This window comes from Ruegeria sp. AM4, from assembly GCF_056540665.1.
Genome location: NZ_JBQFXD010000024.1, coordinates 1 through 19,919 on the forward strand (window position 1 = coordinate 1; position 19,919 = coordinate 19,919).

Annotated in this window: 18 protein-coding genes; 12 read left to right on the forward strand and 6 right to left on the reverse strand. The window is 52.9% G+C overall.

Annotated features, from left to right (window positions below; genetic code table 11):
• The first annotated feature begins 532 nt into the window (after positions 1–532).
• A complete protein-coding gene (locus ACR0JA_RS23175) occupies positions 533–1,996 on the forward strand; it encodes a DUF6351 family protein (protein WP_480580183.1) in 1,464 nt (487 codons plus the stop codon).
• Between the two features lie 108 nt (positions 1,997–2,104).
• Positions 2,105–2,986: an efflux RND transporter periplasmic adaptor subunit gene (locus ACR0JA_RS23180; RefSeq protein WP_480580187.1), complete on the forward strand. Its 882-nt coding sequence runs from the start codon at positions 2,105–2,107 to the stop codon at positions 2,984–2,986.
• Positions 2,987–3,624: 638 nt separating this feature from the next.
• Here the strand turns inward: ACR0JA_RS23180 and ACR0JA_RS23185 are convergent.
• Positions 3,625–4,845, reverse strand: a complete 1,221-nt coding sequence (locus ACR0JA_RS23185; RefSeq protein WP_480580191.1) for a tetratricopeptide repeat protein — start codon at positions 4,843–4,845, stop codon at positions 3,625–3,627.
• Positions 4,846–5,426: 581 nt separating this feature from the next.
• Between ACR0JA_RS23185 and gntH the strand changes: the two genes are divergently transcribed.
• The 8 genes from gntH (at position 5,427) to ACR0JA_RS23225 (ending at position 12,955) form a co-directional block, all read left to right on the forward strand.
• Positions 5,427–6,722 carry a guanitoxin biosynthesis MBL fold metallo-hydrolase GntH gene (gntH, locus tag ACR0JA_RS23190; protein WP_480580194.1) on the forward strand — a complete coding sequence of 432 codons (1,296 nt, stop codon included), beginning with the start codon at positions 5,427–5,429 and terminating at the stop codon, positions 6,720–6,722.
• Between the two features lie 77 nt (positions 6,723–6,799).
• The gene (locus ACR0JA_RS23195; protein ID WP_425079295.1) at positions 6,800–7,822 is read left to right on the forward strand and encodes a CobW family GTP-binding protein; all 1,023 of its coding nucleotides are present in this window, start codon (positions 6,800–6,802) and stop codon (positions 7,820–7,822) included.
• A gap of 5 nt (positions 7,823–7,827) precedes the next feature.
• Positions 7,828–8,175, forward strand: coding sequence for a DUF1622 domain-containing protein (locus tag ACR0JA_RS23200; protein WP_480580198.1), 348 nt, complete (start codon positions 7,828–7,830; stop codon positions 8,173–8,175).
• Positions 8,176–8,195: 20 nt separating this feature from the next.
• Positions 8,196–8,621, forward strand: a complete 426-nt coding sequence (locus tag ACR0JA_RS23205; RefSeq protein WP_425079293.1) for a YidH family protein — start codon at positions 8,196–8,198, stop codon at positions 8,619–8,621.
• The gene (locus ACR0JA_RS23210) at positions 8,621–9,514 is read left to right on the forward strand and encodes a bile acid:sodium symporter family protein (RefSeq protein ID WP_425079292.1); all 894 of its coding nucleotides are present in this window, start codon (positions 8,621–8,623) and stop codon (positions 9,512–9,514) included. The genes ACR0JA_RS23205 and ACR0JA_RS23210 overlap by 1 nt, the downstream gene beginning before the upstream one ends.
• Complete coding sequence (locus ACR0JA_RS23215; protein WP_425079291.1) at positions 9,511–10,212, forward strand: hypothetical protein; 702 nt, start codon at positions 9,511–9,513, stop codon at positions 10,210–10,212. Before ACR0JA_RS23210 ends, ACR0JA_RS23215 begins: the two co-directional genes overlap by 4 nt.
• 40 nt (positions 10,213–10,252) lie before the next feature.
• On the forward strand, positions 10,253–11,362 hold the full coding sequence (locus ACR0JA_RS23220) for an HlyD family secretion protein (protein ID WP_480580201.1): 1,110 nt from the start codon (positions 10,253–10,255) through the stop codon (positions 11,360–11,362).
• Between the two features lie 51 nt (positions 11,363–11,413).
• Complete coding sequence (locus tag ACR0JA_RS23225) at positions 11,414–12,955, forward strand: phospholipase D family protein (RefSeq protein WP_480580204.1); 1,542 nt, start codon at positions 11,414–11,416, stop codon at positions 12,953–12,955.
• A 458-nt stretch (positions 12,956–13,413) separates the two neighbouring features.
• On the opposite strand, the gene gstA is transcribed toward ACR0JA_RS23225, so the two are convergent.
• From gstA to ACR0JA_RS23245, 4 genes are read right to left on the reverse strand one after another with little or no spacing between them, the layout of a single operon-like run.
• Positions 13,414–14,022 (reverse strand): glutathione transferase GstA, encoded by a 609-nt coding sequence (gene gstA, locus ACR0JA_RS23230; protein ID WP_480580207.1) that lies wholly within the window; start codon positions 14,020–14,022, stop codon positions 13,414–13,416.
• Positions 14,019–14,423: a cupin domain-containing protein gene (locus ACR0JA_RS23235; RefSeq protein WP_480580210.1), complete on the reverse strand. Its 405-nt coding sequence runs from the start codon at positions 14,421–14,423 to the stop codon at positions 14,019–14,021. Before ACR0JA_RS23235 ends, gstA begins: the two co-directional genes overlap by 4 nt.
• Before the next feature lie 13 nt (positions 14,424–14,436).
• On the reverse strand, positions 14,437–15,069 hold the full coding sequence (locus ACR0JA_RS23240; protein WP_480580213.1) for a GNAT family N-acetyltransferase: 633 nt from the start codon (positions 15,067–15,069) through the stop codon (positions 14,437–14,439).
• Positions 15,070–15,099: 30 nt separating this feature from the next.
• The gene (locus ACR0JA_RS23245; RefSeq protein WP_480580216.1) at positions 15,100–16,032 is read right to left on the reverse strand and encodes a homocysteine S-methyltransferase family protein; all 933 of its coding nucleotides are present in this window, start codon (positions 16,030–16,032) and stop codon (positions 15,100–15,102) included.
• Between the two features lie 137 nt (positions 16,033–16,169).
• Between ACR0JA_RS23245 and ACR0JA_RS23250 the strand changes: the two genes are divergently transcribed.
• Positions 16,170–17,747 carry a winged helix-turn-helix domain-containing protein gene (locus ACR0JA_RS23250; RefSeq protein ID WP_480580219.1) on the forward strand — a complete coding sequence of 526 codons (1,578 nt, stop codon included), beginning with the start codon at positions 16,170–16,172 and terminating at the stop codon, positions 17,745–17,747.
• A gap of 296 nt (positions 17,748–18,043) precedes the next feature.
• Positions 18,044–19,702 (forward strand): adenylate/guanylate cyclase domain-containing protein, encoded by a 1,659-nt coding sequence (locus ACR0JA_RS23255; protein ID WP_480580222.1) that lies wholly within the window; start codon positions 18,044–18,046, stop codon positions 19,700–19,702.
• Positions 19,703–19,709: 7 nt separating this feature from the next.
• Here ACR0JA_RS23255 and ACR0JA_RS23260 read toward each other — a convergent pair.
• Positions 19,710–19,919, reverse strand: a 210-nt coding sequence (locus tag ACR0JA_RS23260; RefSeq protein ID WP_480580224.1) for a hypothetical protein, incomplete at its 5' end; no start/stop codon positions are given.

Here is a 19,919-nt window from a genome sequence, read left to right on the forward strand (position 1 = left end):
GCCAATCCTCCAGCCCATTGGAAGAATTGAATCAGCAGTTCATGCGGCGATCAAGGATGAGTTTTTCAACAAAATAAGCCCAAAGCGGACGTAACCGACGGATAAGTTAATCCGCGCTTTTGTCACAGTTATTGTCGACTAAGAGAACGTTCTGTGTATTCGCATTTCCACAAACGTAAGAAGCTTGAGACCGACCAAGTTCAGAGCTGACCATAAGAATCAGTCTTTCTAAATCGTGTTTGTTCTCTGGAAAACGGTGCCGATATGATTGTTTGCAATCATTTGTCCAAATGCAGGGACCTCGCTTCGGCGACAAGATTCTCTGGACAGCATGGTTTTCTGGACAGTACGTTCGTACATACTCAAAAAAATGAATACATGGGGGACCCGAATGTGCTTTTGTTCAACGATTTTGGAAGGCCTTCAAAGAACTGCCAAGCTGACAGGCTTTACGATATCTGCACTCGCAACGGGAGCGACTACTGTAGCCGCCGGTGAATGCAGTTTAAGCGGAGTTCCCAGCGTCCCCGATATGACTGTCTTAACTGTAGAAGCGCTGTCTGAACCGGCACCGCATTGTCGTGTTATCGGTGAAATTGGGACCGAGACCGGATTTGAACTGCTGCTTCCGGACGACTGGAACGGTAAGTTCGTCATGGGCGGTGGCGGAGGGTTCTCCGGCGATTTCAACAATGCCGCTATGGCTTTGGGTAATGTGCTTGCCGACGGATGGGCGACCGTCACGACGGACACAGGACACAAGGGCAACGCTATCGTCGCAAGCTGGGCCCTAAACAATCTTGAACGCCAGGTCAGTTTTGGGTTCCAGGCCGTGCACAGAACGGCTGTGTCGTCCCAAGCGATCATAGCCGACTATTATGGGTCGGAGATACAGCGTAACCTTTTCTATGGCTGCTCCCGTGGCGGTGGTCAGGCTTTGATGGTCGCGCAGCGATCACCGGGCGTTTTCGACGGCATCTATGCCGGGGCACCAGCCTACTCCTGGACAAAGGAGATGGCTGGCCGGTGGACTTATGACGCCATGAACATGTTCCCTGATCCAAACCAGATTTCGACACCAGTCATCGATACCGAGGCGCAAGCCCTTCTCGGGAATGCCATCATGGCACAATGCGACGCGATTGACGGGCTTGAGGACGGCATTCTGAATGATCCGCGCCAGTGCGATTTTGTGGTGTCGAGCCTGCTGTGTGGAGAAGGTGAAACCAATCAGTGCCTGAGCGCAGAACAGGTCCGGGTCGCAGAAGATCTCTATCGCGAGGTGGAATTCGGGGGCATGTCCTGGCCCGGCATACCGATGGGCGTGGAGCTACCGGGCAATCCGCTGGGTTGGTCGATGTGGAATACTGGAGGCTATGTCGAGGGTGCTGAAATCGACTTCCACCCCGGTGACGGCGATGAGGATGCGGCGGTGTATGACGCGCCTCCGATTCCCAATGCAACCTGGGGTTTCTCTACACAATTGATGAAGAACTTCTTCTACGGCGATCCAGACTGGACCTATGAAGATTATGACTTCTCCGACTTCGCCCATCACGCTGCGCGCTTGAGCCCGACGCTTGATGCGGAAAATCCCGACCTATCGGAATTCCGGGCCAATGGCGGCAAGCTTATAATTGACAACGGCTGGATGGATGGGTCGCTGTCTGCACACGGAACTATCACCTATTACGAACGGGTGCTTGAACACGACCCTTCTGCTCGCGATGATGTACGCTTGTTTATTCGCCCCGGCATCACCCACTGCCGGTTTGGACCTGGACCGGACGGCACAAACTATATCGAGGCGCTGGAAGAGTGGTTGGACACAGGGGTGGCACCTGACAAACTCGACGCGCCTTATGTCCATCCGCTGACCCGCGAGCCCACCGGACAAGGTGGGCGGATCATCTGCGCGCATCCGACCATTGTAACTTACGATGGGAGCGGTGATCCGAGCAAACCAGAGAGTTTCAGTTGCGTCGTTCCAAACTAGCGAGCCAGAAGAGTGTTGGGCGTGCTCGTTGAACGTTTCGACATGTTCCGCTTCGAATGTCATGATCTTTGTGTGTGATACGCTTTTGTAATAAGGATCAAAAAGAAAATGGAATTCTTTCGCAGCAAGTGCTCCATAAATCGCTGTGAATTCTTCGGCACATTCGTCGTAGCCGTCTCCATGGCATTGATTAGCTTTTCTCAGGTGATGGCGAGCGAAATTGATGAGGTTGTCGAATTGTTGGAACGACAGGTCTTCGAAGGTGTCGTTGAAGCTGGGGAACGCACACAGGTCTCGAACAGCATTAACGGAACGTTGGTTAGTGTGAACTTCATCAACGGGCAACGCGTCGAGAAAGGCGAGGTGCTTTTTGAACTTGCAAAGCAGACCTTTGAACTGGACGTCGAACTGGCTGAGAATGAGGTGCGGCGACGAGAAGTGGAACTGGAAATCGCACGCGAAGCGGCAGAGCGTGCGTCCTCCCTAGCGGGCACAGGTGCTGCCACAGCGTTGAGGAAGCTGGAAACCAAACAGGCGCTTGCGCTTGCTGAAGTTGCGTTGAGGGAAGCGCAGGCAAAGTTAAAGAAGGCGCAGGTTGTTCTGTCCGCGACCAAAATCAAAGCGCAGGCTTCCGGCTGGATTGTCGCCCCGAAGCATGATCTCGGAGCTTATTTGAAAACGCAGACACGCCGTCCAATTGCAGAGATTTTGGACCTGAACACGGTTCTGGTTTCGTATCTTCAGCCTTATGACACACTCATTGCACTTCAGAACGTCTCACCAGTGCCTATACCTCAGCTACTTAAGAAGCTGGATGTTTACGTGATCCTGCCCAATGGCACAGTATTCGAGGAGTCCGGAGAAATAATCTCGACCGACAATGAGTTGGATGAGCAAGGCAATCTGCGCGTCTGGGCAAGGTTCAATAATCCGCAGACACTTCTGATCCCAGGCCTGAAAGTCCAGGCAAAGGTCGAACTCAGGAACTAATACCTCCTTATCTGGATGCCGGTTTTACGCAAAGTGCAATTCACCTCCGCTTTGTCCTTTAGAGAACGCCTTAATCCAAGCAGAAAGAGCGACAGCGTTTATCTTTTTGCTTCGGGTGTTAATCCGCGAACGACCGGTTTGTCCCGCATCTTTTGAATTCGGACAGCATACAGCGAACGGCAGTGTTTCCTGAACAAGCCTTTAGTGGATCGTGCGGCGAAAGTGTCCGGAGAGCCCATAGCTAACAAATGCTGCACTCCTTGCGAATGACCGCTTTCAAAAATCGTGATGGAAATTAGGATGTCGGCATGATCATTGAGTCTCCGTCTCCATTGGGCCACCCGCTGTCGCTGCCATGTGGCGTTACCCTAAAAAATCGGATCGCTAAGTCCGCAATGTCCGTGTTGCGGTCATAGACCACGTGAAAAGTGCCGATTTTGTCCTGCAGCGCCGCCGCAAGTCCGGTTCGAGCCCAAAGTTGCCAATGGTGCTCAGGGCGCGAAAGTCTGCGATGTGTAGATAGGAGCACTTACAGCCAAATTGGTTGAAACAACGAGACTGAGGTTGATGTTATCGATTGGAGGGAAGGTGGCGAGTTGGTCGCGCGGACACCTTCGGCTAGCTGAACGTCTGCTGACTCAACTTGGTGAATACAGATCAAGCACCGAAAGAACGCGCGAACGAGTTGCAGAGTTATTCACGAAAAACCGAGCGATAACTTCATGGGCAGGAAAGTCCGGCCAAGTGTCCAACATTTCGACGATTGCCTTCTCCGCCCCTGAAGTATTACCTGTTTCGTGATAGGCGGTCGCGAGCAAAAAGAGGCTTGGAGGACTTACGGGATGGCCTCGCTCTGCTGCTTTGGAGAAGGCCTCAATGACTTCGTCATAGTTCTCCAGCATTAGTTGTGAAGCGCCGTAGATATTGTTGTATGCGAAACGGCCGACGCCCAGTCGAGACCGTTGTGGGTGAGACACTTCGGCCATAAACTTTGGATCATCTACCACTAGGGCCGTGATGCCTATTAGATCCAAAGTGTGGCCGTCTTGAGGGCTAAGGTCCAAGGCAATTCTGGCACGTCTAAGCGCTCCTTCAATGTCTCCCGTCACGGCAAGGGTCCAACCATGAGCGGCTTGAGACCAACCATCCAAAGGGTCTAGCGTGGTAGCGTGCTCTGCCATTTCCAAAGCTTCACCAATCAAAGCGGTAGGTGCGTCAGCATTGCTTGTAAGCAGTGACTTAAGTGTGAGTACTTGGGCTGAACCCGCATAGCCTGCAGCAAGGTTCGGATCGAGTTCAATCACATACCGAAACGTTTCCAAGTTGATGGCTTGCCGTCGGAGGTCGAATAATGGAAAAAACAATCCACGAGTTTGCTCGGCTAAGTTTACCGCCTGAACACTGGTAATTGACTTCTCCCGAAGTGCAGCCAGTTCTGCGGCGCTTTTAACGGTTGCGAACTCCGTTTTCGATTGGGAACCGCGTAGACCAAAATACCCCAGGACAAATACCAACAAAAGCGTTGTTCCGATGAGGGGAGGCAGGAGTTTATGACGCCATAAACCGACAGAGTGCGAAGATTTCGACTGGCTTTGTCCGACACTTGGCTTCGTCGCGACGGATCGTTCAAACTGTGGTCGATACCCTCCGGTTTGCATACTTATGCGCAAAGTGTCCGATCTGCCCGCGCCACTGTAATAATCCTCCAAACCACGCCGTAGGCGACGGGCTTCAACCCGCACGAGGTTTAGTGCCCCTCCGTTCTCGTCAAGTTCCTTATCGTAGACATCGGTCGCAATAACTTTGCCCTTTATGGAACTCCCATGACCGTCAAGTTCCTGATCGACAATGTATCTCAAGAAGGACTGCAGTCTGGGTGAACCAGCAAACTCTGCAGATGTAAGGACGCGCTCAAGTGCTTGTCTAATTTCTTCAGCCGTTACCATTTTCTTAGAAAGACCTATTTTAGGCTGTCGTTTCAATCAATTAATGACTATCCCGCTCCTCTGAATTTAAGCTGAACTTACCCCTAGCTCACCGTAACTCACTTTCCTTTCGCTCCATCCACCTTCTAACATATTGGCTAAAGTGAATACAAATAGGTCACATTCTGCCATGAACTGCAGGGAACTCCACACCCTCATACCCGAGTATTCCGAGGCAGCTCTGTCCCGAGCGCTAAGGAACGAAAATGTACGTGAAGCGGTGGAAGACCTTGATGAAGCCCTTAAGCATGTAGCCCTCTCACCAGAAAAGTCTCCTGTACGAAGAGAATGGGAGACTGTTCGAGACGAGCTGCTGTCTGAAATTCGACGCCTTGCGCAGAGACTCTGCGATGCCAATTGACATCGTCGATGTGAAGGAACCGCCGATCCTGATCTTCAGGAACCAGGGACAAGCCAAATAATGCGTAACAAACAATAACTCGGAGGATCCAAAAATGAGCCAACCACGCAACCCTTACGGGCAACGCCCCGGCGGTGGCATCACGCTGCCGGAGTATTTCCGGCCAACACCCGGCTGTACAAGCAACAACTTTTTCCCGCCCAACGAGCTTTTGCCAAAAGGCGAGATGCGGATTTGTTTTCCGGGTAGCACGCCTTGGCCTCCGACGATGGTACAGTCCGGCACATGCATTGTCCTGGAGTTGGGGAACGGTACTCCCTTCCCGCGCCGCCTGTTCTTTGATTTCGGCAATGGCTGCGTAAGGAATATTATTCAGCTTGGCATTTTGCCGCCGATGGTGCGCGACATCTTCATCAGCCACTTGCACGTCGACCACTATGCAGACCTGCCCTACTTTATGCCGTTCCGCGCATGGTCGGGTGGTTGGCGTAACGGATTGCGCATTTTCGGCCCATCGGGTGACCGGCCAGAGACGGGCACCCAATATATGGTCGACAAGATGCATGAGATGATGACATGGCATCTTGAGAACTTTGACCACTGCCCGATTGGCGCCGGCTACGACACCGAAGTTGTCGAGTTCGACTACAAAGACGAAGGCGGTGTGGTACTGGAAGAACCCGGTTTGAAAGTCACGCACTGGGCGCGAAGCCACGTGAAAAGCGGTGCGTCAGCATATCGCGTAGATTGGGAAGAAGCCGGATTGTCCTTTGTCTGGACAGGCGACGGGCGCCCTGATGAAAGCACAATCGAGTTTGCGAAAGGCTGCGACATTTTCGTGACCGAAGGACAAGCCGATCTACCGCAACTGCTCAACTACAAATACGGCACGCCCAAAGAAGTTCTGGAATTCACTCTGGATACCTACCACACGCCTTACTATGCGGCGGGGTACCTGATGAATGAAATCCAACCTCGGGCTGGTGTGATCTGTCACTACACCGAGGAATCAGCAGGCGAAGCGATCGCGGAAATCCGCGCGCATTGGGATGGTTTGTTCCTGTTCGGTGGTCCTGACATCAAGGTAATCAACGTCACCAAGGATCGTATCTGGGAACGCATGGCCCTGCGTCCGGAAATGCCAGCTATGCAGCCACCAGATCCCAGAACGTTACCGTTCCCGGCTGGCGAGATGCCGGACTACATTCAGATCCCGAAACCGCGTTTGCCGCGTGAGGAACAACAGGATGCCTTCCTGCGGGAACGGGAACTAGATCCGGCCCTCTACATGCCTGAGGACGTGCTCCGTCCACTGACGCAGCACTACGATGAAGAAACGTTCCGCTTCGACCTCCACGCCCTGATTGCTGCACGCGATCATACGGATTGATCTGATTTTTGACTAAAAATACGCGCCGCGTTTCTGAGCCACGCGGCGCGAACACAGTTCTTGCCAAGGATGCAGCCATGAATAACGCCCCAAAAGAACCTGTACCGCTGACGATCCTAACAGGGTTTCTGGGTGCGGGAAAAACCACTCTGCTGAACCGGATTTTGAAGGGTGGTCATGGGTTGAAAGTTGGCATTCTTGTGAATGATTTCGGCTCAATCAATGTCGATGCAGAACTGGTTGTTGACGTCGAAGATGGGATGATCAGCCTCGCGAACGGCTGTGTCTGTTGCCAGATACGAGATGATCTCGTTGAGTCAGTCGCCGCATTGATCGAACGTGATGATCCCATCGAGTACATACTGCTTGAAGCCAGCGGCGTGGCAGATCCAGCAAGCATCTATATGACCTTCGTGGATTCAGCCTATCGCGACCTGATACGGCTTGACAGTGTGACGTGTGTCGTCGACGCCGATCAAGTCTTCACTTATGACGACCCGGACCTTGCCAAACTCAAGCTGCAGCAGATCGGATTTGCGGATCTTGTAATCCTGAACAAAGTTGATCTGGCAGGTGTTGAGGAAACTGCAAAGGTAAAGAGGTGGATAGACGGCTTCTTCTCAAGGGTTCGCATCGTTCCTGCCGTCAAGTGTAACGTTCCACTCGAAATCCTGCTGTCTGTCGGTCGTTTCGATGTGTCTCGCGCGATGGCTGATCATGCGAATAGCCACGACCATCATCATGGGCACAATCACGGTTCTTTCTTTAGCACCTGGAGTTATACGCGCGACGCTCCCTTGCAGCGCAAAGCGCTGGAACGAATGATCAAGAGAGAACTGCCATCTAATATCTATCGCTGCAAAGGGTTTGTTTACCTCGATGACGACCCGAACAACCGTTATTTGCTGCAAGTTGTCGGGCGGCGGGTCGAGTTGACAAAAGACCGCCCTTGGGGGGCCGAGGATCCGGCAAACCGGATCGTTGCCATCGCACACAAAACAACTCTTGATCAAGCGCACTTAGGTGAGTTGTTCAATGCTTGCGCAGTGTCGTCTGTCAGTCGAACTGAAAGTCGAGATGAACCTGCCGCAACGGGATAGTTACCATGCATGGGTTGGAAATCCTGATCGTTCAAGCAGCGAGCTATATCCAGATACTATTCGAAGCGGCGAGCGTCATTGTTGTTGCAGCAGGAGGTGTTGCCTTCGCTCGAGCGCTCATTATGCATCGAAAGTCGGACGCCGAGCCAGTCGCGCGGCGCATCCTCGGAAAGTACCTGATCGTGGCGCTCGAATTGCAACTAGGCGCAGACATTATTGCAACCGCAACAGACCCTTCCATCGAAGAACTTGCAAAGCTTACGGCCATCGCCTTTGTCCGAACCTTTCTAGACTATTTCCTGGTTCGGGAAATTCGCGAAGAGCGGGTCGCAGACAAACCAAATGAGACCTAGAATTATCACTGAGGCATACCATGGATTTTGACGATGAGGATGAACCGCAGCGTTCTACCAACCAGTTGGCTGGAGAGCGCACGGATCTTGCATTCGAGCGTTCCCGGCTTGCATCGGACAGGACGACGATGGGATATATGAGAACGGCCACGTCACTCATTGGGTTCGGCTTCTCCATACCCGCACTATTCAGAATTCTGACTGAAGTTCCCGGGTTAGAAGACGCACCGGTGGAACGCGCACGTTTTGTTGGTTTGTTCATGCTGGTACTGGCGGTGCTGATGCTGTCAGTTGCTATCATACAACAGATAACTTTTCTTAAGCGACTGTCTGATATCTCCGGAAAGCCTTTTCCGATTTCACCAGCATTGATCTCTGCCGGTTTAGTCTTCGCAGTCGCAATTTACGCTACAATCAGTATTCTTTGGAATGTGGAACCACTGTGATGGATTCCCCGCTTCCTTTCGAAGAATTCGTCACGCTGTTCATCCATATTTTTCTCTGCCTCGCGATGCTCTGCATAGGATTGAGTGCAACCTTTCGCGAAATGGGTGACGCCCTTCTCGAACGCAAACGGCTTACCCGTTTGCTTGCAGCTAATGTCTTCATCCCGCCGATAGTTGCGATTTTGATCATAGGGTTCTTTCCGCTTCCGCGACCAGTGGGCGTCGTTTTGTTTTTGTTGGCAGTGGCTCCTGGCGGTATCAACGCAGTCCAGTTCTCGACCAAGGCACCAGGTCAAGCCGGTGCAGCTGGTGGGTTGTTGTTTCTACTATCGATAATTGGCTTGATATTAGCGCCGGCGGCGGCGCAGATTGTTCTACCTGCTGATGCACTGGAACGTGTTGCCTGGGATCAATTGCTAATCCGTATCGTGGCTGTCATTGGGGTTCCACTGTTGTTGGGTATGTTGATCCGTCGTTTTTTTCCAACAGTGGCCGAGCAAATTTACAAACCGGCGATGCTCATATCGACAGTTTCTTTTATTGCATCTGTCGTAGCGAGTCTCGGGGCCAGGCAAGAAGCGGCCGTAGGTCTTGGGCCGATAAGCCTGATCGCCATGTTGATCTTCATTCTCTCGCTCATGGCGGTCGGTTGGTTTTTGGGCGGCAGCAATCGGGAATATAGGCAAGTTCTGGCCATCTGCACAAACCTGCGCAATGTTGGCCTCGTTTACCTTCTTGTGGATGCGTGTTGCTTCAACCCGGCCTATTCGGCAAGCGTCTTGGCATTCATGGCGCTGATGGTTCCAATCAACCTGGTATTCACCATTATCTGCGCGGTAGCACGGAAACGGAAAAACCAAGCCACGAAAGATGGTGAGGGTACCGGAGCATGACCAGATGGCGAATGATATCCCGTGCTTTTTTAGGGGCATTCTTTGCTGTGGCGGCTTCCAAGTCTTGGGCGCAGACCGTTCCAGATGAAAAACTCTCGGATGATCCGACCAAGATCGTTACGAAACTCGGCGTCCGTTACAGTGATTTTGGCACAGTATTCGGCTCGGTTGCTTTCGGGCCTGTCACTAAGATCAACGTATCAATCTCGGAGGACGATCAGTGGCGCATAGGCGGATCTTACCTCTTCGATTTTGGCATCGTGAATATCTCGGCCTCAGAGCAGGAACTCGAAGGCGGTGTCATGCAAACGCAATACGCCATCGGAACGTTCGTACCTCTTGCTGCATTTGGCATCCGACCGAAAGGGTGGTTTTTGTTCCCGGCTCTCGGTGCAAACTACACCGATGGTCGGATCAGCAACAGTGATTTCGAGTTCGCCGATGCCTTTCCCACCGAAATCGCCAGCAAAGGTGGATATGTCGGATTGTTGGGTCTCAAACCTATTTCTGAACGCTGGACGATAAAGACCGCGGGTGTCCTATCCGCCGGCTCAAACGACTACTCAGGGTTCAGCATCGGTGCAGGTGTTACCTTCAATGCGTCGCCAGACGACAGCATCAGTGTGTTTGGTAGCTACATCGACAACACGTTCGGACAACGTAACCTACTTGGCATCAGCTATACGCGCGAGTTTTGACGACAGCGGATGTAAAAGAAACACGGTGAGGGAAATCAAAATGCTCATTATTCTCGGCTTGTATTTTGGCATTGTTTGGCTTGTTTTTGCCAAGCTTAAAGTCTTGCCTTGGAACGGGTTCTTCAAGACAGTCGTTTATAGTGGAGCATTGGTCATAGCGCTGGTTGTGATCGGAGCCTTAAACCACACGACACCGTCTGGGACTGTGTCTGTGCAAGGCGCGGTCATCAACATAGCGCCGAACGTATCCGGCCCAGTCACTGAAGTTGCAGTAGAAGCGAACCAACCTGTGGCAATGGGTGATGAGTTGTTTCGAATTGATGATACCACCTACGCGGCGGAAGTTGCTCGACTTCAAGCTTCACTCGCATCAGCACAGTCGGCAGCAGACCAATTGAAGACGGACTATGAGGCGGCGTTGGCGGAGATTGAATCTCTTGAAGCTCAACTCTCTTTCGGTGTGCAACGTCGCGATGACATCGTTCAGCTTACTGGACGCGGCGCTGCAGCAGAGTTCCAATTGCAGGAAGCAGTTTCCACGATTGAACAACTCGAAGCTGGTCTGCGTGCAGCGCAGGCGCGTAGGCGAAGCCTTGAACGACGCATCGCGGCTCAAGTGGACGGAGTCGATGTCGGAGTTGTAGAAGTTCAAGAGGCGCTGGCCCAAGCTGAGTGGGCATTGCAGCAGACAGTTGTACGTGCGCCTGCTGACGGTATTGTGACGGCGCTCTCGCTTCGGCCTGGCAATCGTGTCACGACCTTGCAAGGTGCTGTGAATTTTATGGTTCCTTCAGATCGTCTGCTCGTCGCGGCGTTGCCGCAAAGCAGTTATCCCAACGTGTCCGTTGGCGATACGATCCGGATTGCTTTGGGCACAATGCCTGGTCAAGAGTTTGAGACCACTATACGTTCAATCCCGCCAGGAACGCGAGAAGGCGCGTTGGACACGAGGGGCGGGCTACCTAGCCTGCGCGAACTGACTGGTGCTTCGAGCTACATCGTCACTATTGAAATCCCAGAAGGCCTTCCTTCGGATCGTGCGCAGCTTGGTACATCAGGAACCGCACTGGTAGTCACGGAAGAGGCCGGTGCAATTTCAGTGCTGGCTGAAATCCTGTTTTGGATCGCTAAGAAACTCAACTACATTTGAGCTCAGGTTCAACAAAACGGGCAACCCGGTGCACCAATTACAGGAAACTGAATGCGGTTGATCAGAATTTGTTTGGTTTTGATAGCGGTGATTGCGCTAGCCGTTGTTGGGTTAAGGTTGGCTTTTCCGCTGCCTGAGGAGAATTTTTCGCAGCAAACGTTGAAACAGGACGCCGATTGGGCCGGCCCCTTGGGTGAAACCATTAAAAACGTTGTTGAACGCAACCGCGGACTCGATGGGGTGCGGACTTTGGGCGATGGGCGCGCCGCATTTGCGGCCAGGGCTATCCTCGCGAGAGAGGCGACTTCCTCAATCGATGCGCAATACTATATTTGGCAAGATGACGTCACCGGCCTTATGCTTCTTGACGAGCTTAGGGCAGCAGCCGAACGCGGTGTTCGGGTCAGATTGCTGGTCGACGACAACGGTATCTCGGGGCTGGATGACCTGCTTTCAGAGCTAAACGCTCTCACCAATGCGAACGTGCGTATTTTCAATCCGTTTACGTTGAGAAAACCCAAGCTCCTGTCTTATGCATTTGACTTCAGCCGACTGAATCGGCGGATGCACAACAAATCAATGACTGTAGACGGGGTTGCCACGATTGTTGGGGGGCGCAACATCGGCGACATCTATTTCGACTATGGGGCTGGAACGCACTACCTGGATTTAGACGCTATAGCCATCGGCCCAATTGTAGACGAGGTTTCACGATCGTTCGACGCCTACTGGAACAGTGCTTCGTCTTACGACGCTGGACTATTTTTAGATCCTCCAGCAGTAAACAGCCTGCAATCCAAGGCGGATGCAGCACGGCAAACCGCCGTTGGCGCAGGTTATCAAAACGCGATTCAGGAAAGTGTACTGGCCGACCACATCGCGGCTCATAACCTGAAGTTTGATTGGAGCGAGGTCACCCTTTTTGTTGACGATCCTGCGAAGGGATTGGGCGAAGTTAAAAGTGAAGACCTGATGGTCGAACAACTGATCGAATTCGCTAAAAGTTCACAGACCTCACTGGACCTAGTTTCGGCATATTTTATTCCTGGCGAAAGAGGTTCTAAGGTCTTGGAGGAGTTGGCCAGGTCAGGTGTTAGGGTACGTATATTGACCAATTCTTTGGACGCGACAGACGTGATGCCGGTTCACGCTGCGTATATGCGTTATAGATATGATTTGTTGAACAGCGGGGTAGAACTGCTGGAGCTGCGAGCCCTGCGGCGGGAACATCGCGACAGAAGCCTGCCAGAGATCCTGGCTGGGTCGGCATCAGGGCTGCATGCAAAAACCTTTGGCTCAGACGGTGAGCGGATCTTCATTGGCTCATATAACCTCGATCCAAGGTCTGCGCATCTCAACACTGAAATGGGCATCATGATCGAAAGCCCAACGATTGCTGCTTCACTGGCTGAGCAATTGAACAAAACCGAGTTTTCGTATCGCGTAGAGCTCAATAACAGTGGCGAGATGATTTGGATTCAAGAAGAACAGGACGGCACATTCACTGTGCATACTACGGAACCGGAAACCAATAGCTTTCATCGAGGGCTTACCGCAATCGTCAGGTGGTTACCTGTCGAATGGATGCTGTGAGTGGTTTCTAAATTGTTGTAGTATCATTTTAGCCGGGCAAACTACCCGTTCACCCGTCGGTTGGGCCGACAGAGACTTTGATGTTGATCTTTACAATCTCCATCCTGAGCGAACGCGCCTGCTGGGTACCTTGGGAGCACCATCACAACTAAACTGGACAGCCCAACACATCATCAGACATTGCACCCCAAAGGACCTAGTTATTCGTGTTGTAGTATGCGAAACTGCAAAGTTCAGTTTTGAATATCCGCTTTGAACTGGACAGCGGTCATTCCCAAGCACATTCCAAATGGCAGCTTCGTCCGCCGTCCAGACATCTGCCGCCGTCGTGATCGAGCTAGCGCAGCGAATGGCGGCAATGTGGGCTGCAACCGCAGAAGACGAACAACCGTGTGAACGGCAAGAATGGGCCGTCCTTGCATTGGCCATTTCCGGCAGTATCCCGAACCTTGACTCCCTTAGCGCTTCGACAAGCCTTCCTTTGAGAGAGCTGTCTGAACCGCGGGCGTGGCCTCAATACGTCGATAATGTTCACGAAGCGCCGGCCATTGACTAATGTCCAGATCCTGATCCTCGAGCCAGCGGCACAACGTATATAGATAAACGTCGGCTATCGAAAATTCTTCACCCAACAAATATGGGCCATTTTGCAGCGAAGCTTCGATAACTGCGATACGCTTCGATAGATGCTGACGACCTACTTCAAGAAATGAGCGTGGTGTATCGGGTCGGTAGAGTGGGCTGAAACTCTTGTGAATTTCCGTGGCTAGGAAATGTAACCATTCAAATGAGCGAAGTCGCTGATACTCACCAACCGGCAGCAGCTTTGCCTCGGGCGCGCAATTGTCCAGATATTGAATGATGACCGGGATTTCGGTGAAGACCTGTCCGTCCGAAGTCTCTAATGCGGGTACATACCCTTTTGGGTTTACGTCCAAAAAACTCTGGCCTTCAGAGGTTCGGCGCGTCGTATAGTCGACCTGCACAATCCTAAAGTCTCGGCCAGTCATGATGAGAGCAACGTGAACTGTCAAAGAACACGCGCCGGGCATGAAGAAGAGCTTCATTTTAGCGCCTCTGGATACAAGCTTTGAACATCGTCCAAAAGCACCAGCGCAAGATCGTAGGGTTTCAGGGTTGCTTCCTCAATCTTGTGGCCATCGCCATCCAAGTCCGTGGCCACAAACTGGTCTCCGGGCTGCAGCAAACAGCTATCGCCGTCGCTCGTATCAATGCGGATGGTTCCCGACAGAACCGTCCCAAGAACAGGCGTGGGCGCGCAATGCCACTCATCCCGATACCCAGTAGGGTGGTGCATCATGATGACCCCCGTTGCCTTGATCGCTTGGGTAATTTCGTAGCCACCTGGCGATGGGGGTGTGAATTCTCCCTCATGCGTCGCCCACACCTCCTTGGATAAATGGGTTACGCCATTGGCATCTGCTTGAATGTGAACATATTCCATCACGTAGCCCTTCCTATCACGCCGAAAGCGTGCGCTGTGAGGGCACGCAATGGGTTCTGGCAGGTTGGTGCCATTGGCAGGCAATGTCGTTCACCATCAACAACCAGTTTTCGCCTTCTCCTGGCCAGTCTTCTTTCTCCATCCGGACCTTGCCAACATGGCGGAATCCATTGGCTTCATAGGTCGATATAGCGCCGGGGTTTGCATTGCTGACAGACAGGGAGACCGGATCGCCAGTCCCTGCTGCGGTGTCTTGTGCGTTCTGAAGCAGAGCGGATGCAATGCCAGCGCGCCGGAAGCCTGGGAAAACGGCAATGGCATTGACATACACAGTACCCAAAAGGCGGTTGTCGACCTCGTTGAAGGCCCGCGTCATTGCGGACACCCCATCCAGAGATTGCCGTTTGGTGATGCGATAGGTCAGGATTCCACCAACTGGTTCACCGTCGATAGCCGCGATCCTGAAGACCTGTTCCGGATCGTGGATTTTGGCGATCATGCGCGCGGCGACACATTGGTCGTAGTCCTGTCCGGGCTTCAGCCCCTTTTGCCACAGATAAGGCGACAGGCCGTTGCTTGCGAGCTCAAAGACCTGACGCAAGACACCCGCGTCCTTATCCGCACCAGTTCTGATCTTGATGTCGGGCATCTGATTACTCCGGTTGCAATGGGCTGATGTTTACGAGGCCGTAGCGTCACACATGGCGACAACATGACGATGATCGGTGCCGCAACACCCGCCCATGACTTTTAGATTGGGCAACAGTTTCGACAGCTCAGCGTAGAGATTTCCAAGCTCAATCGGATCGCCGTCATCCAGTTCTGCGGCCTCGTCGAGTTCTGCATGACTCATCCGCGACGCATTTGCGCGCAGCCCCATAATCCGGCTGGTCCATTCGCCTTGCAAAATGTGGGAAAAGTGATCGGGATGGGCGCAATTGATCATGAAGTAAACCGGGTAGCCGTCGGTCGCGTGATCGACGGCGCGGATTGCATCTCCGAGGTTTTCACCGGAAGGCAAACGCCCGTCTGTTTCGACCGTAAAAGCAATCACGACGGGAATGCCCACGGTTTGCGCGGCCTTGGCCACTCCAATCGCTTCGTCGGTGTAGGTCATCGTGATCGCGGACGCCATGTCGGCGCCAAACTCGGCGAACCAACCAACTTGTTCCGCGTGGTAGGCTTGGGCCTGCGCGGCGGTCATCAAACGGGACGGCGCATAGCCATCGTCTTGCGGGCCAATGACGCCGTTTACGATAAATGGGCTTTCATCGGTTTCAAAACGGGCCTGGAGCGTTGTAAGTCTGCTAATCGTTTCACGGTGAATGGCGCGCAGGTCGTCCTGTGACACACCCAGTTCTGCTGCCCACCGCGCGCTGGCCCGCCAGGTTGGCGTATCCATGATGAAACCGCGCTTTGCCTCAATCGCAACCCGCGCAAACCGGTCCATATAGGCGTCCATGGCGGCCATCCCCGCTTCGCTTTCAAGCGCTTTGAAGGCGGCGAAAAGGGGAAGATCGATACCATCGTGAAAGATCAGTGAGGTTTCCAGGCCGCCGTCGGTAATCATGTGTTTTCCTGCCATCTGAGGCAGCGCGTCACGATATTTCATGGGTCATCCTTCCAAATGCAAAACGTTGTATGAAAAGACGTACCGATGAGCCGGGGCAGGTGCTTGAGCCGGACCTGAGAAGAGTCTGAGAATTTGCCGAGGTTTGCGGGTGAAGTTTCTTTCGATAGGCTGACGCCATGGAAGTAGTGATTTCTGATGCTCGGATTGATTTTGACCGGATGACTGCGCAACAAGGGTCAGATTTGCGTCGTCTCACTCGGCAAACGGCCGGTATCCTGCGCGCTTTGATTGATGCCGATGGTCAGGTCGTCAGCAAGGACGACCTGATCCAGCTCGTCTGGGATGGCCGCATTATCACCGACGCCACGCTTTCGACCGCCATCAAAGAGGCAAGGCGGGTTGTCGGCGATTCAGGCGCGTCCCAGAAGATCATCGAAACCGTGCACGGCGTCGGATTCCGACTGGTTGCAGGGGTTGAGAACCAAACAAGCGCCCTGGTGCGGACGACAAACGAACCCACCCTTCTGATCCTGCCCTTCCGCAGCCTGAGCCCGATAGAGGCGGACCAGCAGATCGCCGATGGTTTCAGCGAAGAGGTCACGTCCAGCCTCACTCGGTTTCGCAACCTGCGCGTCCTGTCCCGCCTGACGGCGCAGCATATTCAGACCAACAAGATCGGTCAGTCCGAAATCGCGCGCGACTTTGGTGTCGATTTCATTGTCGAAGGTAGCCTGCGTCGGTCCGCCGAAAGACTGCGCGTGACCGTGCAGGTCAGCGACATTGCCACTGGCGAGATCGCGTTGATGGAGCAAATCGACCGCGCAGGGGACATCCATGACATCTTTGACATTCAGGACGAGGTCGGGCTTTTGATTGCAGGCCGGGTTGCCACCCGACATGGCGAGATTGATGTCCGGCACCGGCAGCGTACTTTGGCAGGTCAGGCGCAGACATGGGACGTCTATGCTGCTGTGGCGAAGTTTTACGAGTTCTACAAAACATACAATCCCGCGCTTCATCTGGAATTGCGCGAACAGCTGCCCGAATTGCTGAAAGCCGACCCCAAAGCCTCTGATGGGTGGGCGGCGCTTGCGCTCATCTATTTGCAGGAAAAGCGATTTCACCTGAACGAACGGCCGGATGCAGATGTGCTCACTCTCGGCCTGAATGCGGCAAGGCGTGCCGTGGAAAGCGATCCGCAAAGCGGCTTTGCGAGTATGACACTGGCCTTGTGTCAGTTTCATACGAATGACCTAGCCGGGTTTCGCGAAACATCTGAAATGGCGCTGAAACTCAACCCAGGTCACGCGGATATCCTAGCCGAGATTGGGCAATGCCATGCGTTTCTTGGCGCGTTTGATCGTGCAATTCCACTTCTTGATAATGCAATCGAACTAAGTCCGGTTCATCCAGGCTGGTATCATTACCCTCACGCCTGGCGTCTTGCTCTTGGCGATTATTGGAACGCCGCACTGTTGGAGATCGAGAAAGTGCCTATGCCCGGGTTCTTTTGGTATCACGCGCATCAGGCTTGGTTCCACGCGGAGCTTGGAAATGTTGAGGCCGCCGAAACGGCGAGGCTGGAACTGTTGAGAAACCGCCGGAACTTCGAAGCAACCGTTCCAAATGAGATTGTGTTCAGCTATTACGCCGGTCCGTTGGTTCAAAAGGCGTTCGATGGTTGGAGAAAAGCAGGGTTGAACGTCAATCTGCCACTCGACCTCGCGAAGCGCAAAAAACCAACAGCGGGCTGAAGAAACTCGCGTCAGCGACGACGTAAGAACAATCAAAACGAACCGAAGCCTTCGTAGTTGCTTGCAGCCCTTCGCACATGCCCATCGAAGCTTTTGTTTTGTCTGGGTGGTTATCTTCGCTGAACCCGCTTCTTCTTGGGCGTACGTCTAAAATCTCAGAATCTTCTCAGGCTTAACTCAAGCACGCATTGCAGCGATCCTCTAGGTCTTTCGGACAACAGTTTACGAACGCCTGCGACCGAGGAGCCCTCTCGGTTTCAGCATATCAATCCAATTTCTGGACGAAGGAAAAAGAAATGCAGTCGCGAATTGCCGTTTTGCTCGCTGCCGACGTGGTCGGGTATTCCGCAATGATGAGCAAGGATGAGTCTGTGGCCATCGATACAGTTCAGGCGCTCAAAAACCAGGATCTGGAACCGATTGTCACCGAAATGGGCGGTGAGGTGCTGAAGAGAATGGGAGACGGATGGATCATAGCCTTTTCATCAGTGGGAGCAGCGTTGGCAAGCGCTAAGGCAGCTCAAACGAACCTGCATAGCAAACCATGCGTCAAGCTGAGGATCGGCTGTCACATTGGTGAGGTCAGCTTTGACGAAAACGATTTCTATGGGGCTGGCGTCAACATCGTTCAGCGCATACAGGCAGAGGCACCGCCGGGAGGTTTGATGATTTCGGAAGACCTATTCCGACAACTCGCCGACGATAACCGTAGTGACCTGCAGGATGCAGGGACATTCAGCTTAAAAAACATCACTCAGCCGGTTCGGCTCTATCAGTGGCGCCCCAACGTCAATGCACTTCCTCAGCAGGGTCAGGTTCCCTCCATCATCATACAATCGGTGGATTGTGCACCTGGTGACAGCGAAACAAACGCGATCGCGGGCGACCTAAGAGAAGAGCTCATCGTACGCCTTTCGCGTCGCAGGGGTATTCTGGTTTTTGATGGACATTCAAGCAAATCGGATGATGCCGTTTATGACCTCAGAGGTCGGCTTCGCCTCTCTGGCGGAAAGGGAAGGCTTACTCTCAACCTCACACTGCGTTCTGAGGCGAGATCCGTGTGGTCGCGGACCTATACCCTTCCTGCGGAGGACATATTTTCGTTTTGTGACGAGGTTCTTGAGCTTGCGGAGGGAGAATTACGCCTGCAAACAAACGCGTTTGATGGAGACAGGCTTGCCGGTATATCAGTCAATGAACTTAGTGTCTCAGAACTTCGTGCGAAAGCAGCAAACGAATTTTACAAGGTGACCTTTGAAAGCTGGTCTACAGCTTTGGATTTATTGAACAGAGCGCTCGATCTCAATCCAGATGATGGAGTTTCTCTGGCGATGCGTGCCGAAGCGCAAATCATGCTATTTGGGGCGCGACGTGAAGGCCTGCCAAATGCGCTTCAAAAATCGTTGCAAGACGACCTGGACAAGGCCGTCGTTCGAGCCCCTCAAAGCGACTATGTGTTTTGGTGCCGGGGATTATATCGCGCCACTGTTGCCAAAGATCCGGACAGTGCACGAGCAGATTTAATCCGTAGTTCCAGCATCAACCCAGCGTACAGAGAAAACTATGAACTTGAGGGGCAAATTTGCCTTTTGGAGGCGAATTTCAAAGGTGCAGTTTCGGCGTTTTCTCGGCTCATTGACCATGGTGAAAGAGATCCACTTCAGCCGTACCGCTTGTTTCTGCGCGGCATCGCCAGGTTTTGCGACAAGGATTATGAAGGCGCTGAAAAGGACGCGGCGATGGCGTCCGATTTACGTCCCAACGAAGCGGGTCACCTTTATCTACGTGCTTTTGCACTCGAGAGCTTGGGCAACTCCCACGACGCAAATGCTTATCTGAATCGCGCCAAAAAGCTTGATACACAACATGCTATTGCTACACGACTTCCGGTGCTCCCCTCTGTGTTCAATTCGACATTGGAGAAATTTCGGTCGCAGAGCAAAGCTGGTACTTAGCTCCATGCTAGGGCTTGTTCGGCATTTCACTAATTTCATCGGCTCTCGTTCTTCGCTCGCGCAGCGAATGGCGGCAATGTGGGCTGCGATCGCAGAATGGTGGCGCCGCGTCGAGTGACTGGTCTGGGCCGATTCCGTTGAAAAACAATGTTTTGCTGACGCAGAAAGTGGTCATCCGAACAGAGTGCGAGCGCCTTTTTATCAGACTTTTCGCGTT

Excerpts from the sequence above, each read along its gene's own strand:
- ACR0JA_RS23210 (WP_425079292.1), top strand. The coding sequence starts at position 8,621 with ATGGATTCCCCGCTTCCTTTCGAAGAATTCGTCACGCTGTTCATCCAT.
- ACR0JA_RS23200 (WP_480580198.1), top strand. The coding sequence starts at position 7,828 with ATGCATGGGTTGGAAATCCTGATCGTTCAAGCAGCGAGCTATATCCAG.
- ACR0JA_RS23245 (WP_480580216.1), bottom strand. The coding sequence starts at position 16,032 with ATGAAATATCGTGACGCGCTGCCTCAGATGGCAGGAAAACACATGATT.
- ACR0JA_RS23215 (WP_425079291.1), top strand. The coding sequence starts at position 9,511 with ATGACCAGATGGCGAATGATATCCCGTGCTTTTTTAGGGGCATTCTTT.
- ACR0JA_RS23240 (WP_480580213.1), bottom strand. The coding sequence starts at position 15,069 with ATGCCCGACATCAAGATCAGAACTGGTGCGGATAAGGACGCGGGTGTC.
- ACR0JA_RS23195 (WP_425079295.1), top strand. The coding sequence starts at position 6,800 with ATGAATAACGCCCCAAAAGAACCTGTACCGCTGACGATCCTAACAGGG.
- ACR0JA_RS23225 (WP_480580204.1), top strand. The coding sequence starts at position 11,414 with ATGCGGTTGATCAGAATTTGTTTGGTTTTGATAGCGGTGATTGCGCTA.
- ACR0JA_RS23175 (WP_480580183.1), top strand. The coding sequence starts at position 533 with ATGACTGTCTTAACTGTAGAAGCGCTGTCTGAACCGGCACCGCATTGT.
- ACR0JA_RS23255 (WP_480580222.1), top strand. The coding sequence starts at position 18,044 with ATGCAGTCGCGAATTGCCGTTTTGCTCGCTGCCGACGTGGTCGGGTAT.
- ACR0JA_RS23250 (WP_480580219.1), top strand. The coding sequence starts at position 16,170 with ATGGAAGTAGTGATTTCTGATGCTCGGATTGATTTTGACCGGATGACT.
- gntH (WP_480580194.1), top strand. The coding sequence starts at position 5,427 with ATGAGCCAACCACGCAACCCTTACGGGCAACGCCCCGGCGGTGGCATC.
- gstA (WP_480580207.1), bottom strand. The coding sequence starts at position 14,022 with ATGAAGCTCTTCTTCATGCCCGGCGCGTGTTCTTTGACAGTTCACGTT.
- ACR0JA_RS23205 (WP_425079293.1), top strand. The coding sequence starts at position 8,196 with ATGGATTTTGACGATGAGGATGAACCGCAGCGTTCTACCAACCAGTTG.
- ACR0JA_RS23220 (WP_480580201.1), top strand. The coding sequence starts at position 10,253 with ATGCTCATTATTCTCGGCTTGTATTTTGGCATTGTTTGGCTTGTTTTT.
- ACR0JA_RS23180 (WP_480580187.1), top strand. The coding sequence starts at position 2,105 with ATGGAATTCTTTCGCAGCAAGTGCTCCATAAATCGCTGTGAATTCTTC.